At 65.1% G+C, this 2,022-nt stretch carries 2 protein-coding genes; both read left to right on the forward strand.

All coding sequences use genetic code 11. The features are described from left to right. The first annotated feature begins 244 nt into the window (after positions 1 to 244). A complete protein-coding gene (locus tag ACFFJD_RS16740) occupies positions 245 to 1,624 on the forward strand; it encodes a cytochrome P450 (protein ID WP_382366238.1) in 1,380 nt (459 codons plus the stop codon). After that, positions 1,621 to 1,935, forward strand: a complete 315-nt coding sequence (locus ACFFJD_RS16745; protein ID WP_382366240.1) for a hypothetical protein — start codon at positions 1,621 to 1,623, stop codon at positions 1,933 to 1,935. Before ACFFJD_RS16740 ends, ACFFJD_RS16745 begins: the two co-directional genes overlap by 4 nt. Positions 1,936 to 2,022: the final 87 nt, after the last annotated feature.

The following is a 2,022-nucleotide window of genomic DNA, read 5'->3' on the forward strand; positions in this document are numbered from 1 at the left end:
CCCGCCACCGGAATCGAGGTAAACGCCGACACCACCCACGAACTCAGCGCTTAACCAGCACCAACGAAGGATCGCAGCGCTACACCACTACTCGGGACTTGACCCACCATCGCCGGCCCGTTCGAGGTGTGCCATGCCACCACATGCCAAGTTCCCATCCGACCCAGTGTGAACGAGGGGACTGGAATCATCCAGGGCTTGCACAGAAGAAACGGGGAGAGTGGGTGTCGGCGATACTGGGCGTATGCGTAACCGCCGGTACATCACAGCCCCCGAGGGTTCTGGCCTGCTCGACGTGGAGGGCTCGTGGTCTCCGAGTGTGTTGCAGCTACTGCGGGCCCGAAAAGACCCGATCGGGTTCGGTGAGGTGCGCCGCGAACGGTACGGGGAAGTGGGGGCCACCAGGTTCTTCGGCACCAACATGGTGATGGCCACCGGGGCGGAGGCGGCAGAGGAAATCCTCGCGAACCGGGACGGCGCATTCTCCAACGCCGGCTGGGATCTACTGATCGGCCCGTTCTTTGGTGGCGGGCTGATGCTGATGGACCCACCCGATCATTTGAGGCATCGGCGGATCATGGCGCAAGCGTTCACCTCAACCGCACTGCAGTCCTACTTTCCGCGGATGCGGGAGGTGGTGTGCGCCGAACTGGACTCGATCACCCCGGGCACAGTGCGCCTGTACCCCCTGTTCAAACAGATGGCGTTCCAGACTGCGCTGCAGGTGTTCGTCGATGTCGATCTCACTGACCAACAGCAGCAGCAGGTGCGGGCGGCGTTCACCGACACAGTTCGGGCTGGCACCAGCCTGCTGCGGCTACCCATCCCGGGTAGCCGCTACCAGCGAGGCAGGGTAGGGCGGCGGGCGCTGGAACAGTTCTTCGCCGAGCACCTACCCGCCAAACGCCGAGGCGACGGCACCGACTTGTTCACGCGGCTGTCCACCGCCGAGGTCGACGGGCAACGCCTCACCGACACCGAAGTCATCGACCACATGATCTTCCTGCTGATGGCAGCCCACGACACCAGCCAGGTCGCGCTGACACAGACCGGATACCAGCTGGCGGCGCACCCGCACTGGCAGGACCAAGTCCGCGCCGAGGTGTCGGGCCTGACCGACCCCGGCTATGAGGACGTGTCGGCGGCGGGACTACCGATCTTGGATCGGGTGGTGCGCGAGTCGATCAGGCTGTGCCCGCCGGTGTCGGCGTACCCGCGACTGGTCGTGTCCGACACCCAAGTGTTGGGCCGCTACCTGCCTGCCGGCACCCGGGTGACCGTTCCCGCGTTGACTAACCACCGCAACCCGAAGGTGTGGCCGGACCCGCATACTTTCGACCCGGACCGGTTCACTCCTGAACGCCTGGCCGAGGTGCACAAGTACGCGTGGACCCCGTTCGGTGGGGGCGCCCACCAGTGCCTGGGCATGTTCTTGGCGATGCAGCAGATCCGGTTGGTGTACGCCGAACTGTTGAGCAGGTTCACCCTGTCTGTGCCGGACGGGTACATCGCTCCGATGGACTACAGCGCGATCCCGATCCCGAAGGATGGGTTGCCGGTGGCCTTCACCGCGGTCCAGTCCCTCCCAACGTCGCAGGGTGGGGCCGATAGGGTCGGCGCATGAAGCTCGACACCCGCTTCCCACATCCGGGGCCCCGTATCCCGATCCTCGGCGACATCTTCGGCGCAGACCGGCACCGCCCCACCCAACACGAGATGGTCCTGACCGAACGGTTGGGGCCGATCTTCGAACGCAAACTTCTCGACGTGCACCTGACGATCGTCACCGGCGCCTCACTGGCCGCCGAATGCAATGACGAGGAGCGGTGGGCTCGGGCATTGGCGGGGCCGACGATGAAGTTTCGCGGCATCACCGGTTCTGGACTGTTCACGGCCCGCACCTCCGACCCGCTGTGGGGGTCAAGTCCCGAGTAGTGGTGTAGCGCTGCGATCCTTCGTTGGTGCTGGTTAAGCGCTGAGTTCGTGGGTGGTGTCGGCGTTTACCTCGATTCCGGTGGCGGG

This window comes from Gordonia phosphorivorans, from assembly GCF_042432625.1.
Taxonomy (GTDB): Bacteria; Actinomycetota; Actinomycetes; order Mycobacteriales; family Mycobacteriaceae; genus Gordonia; species Gordonia phosphorivorans.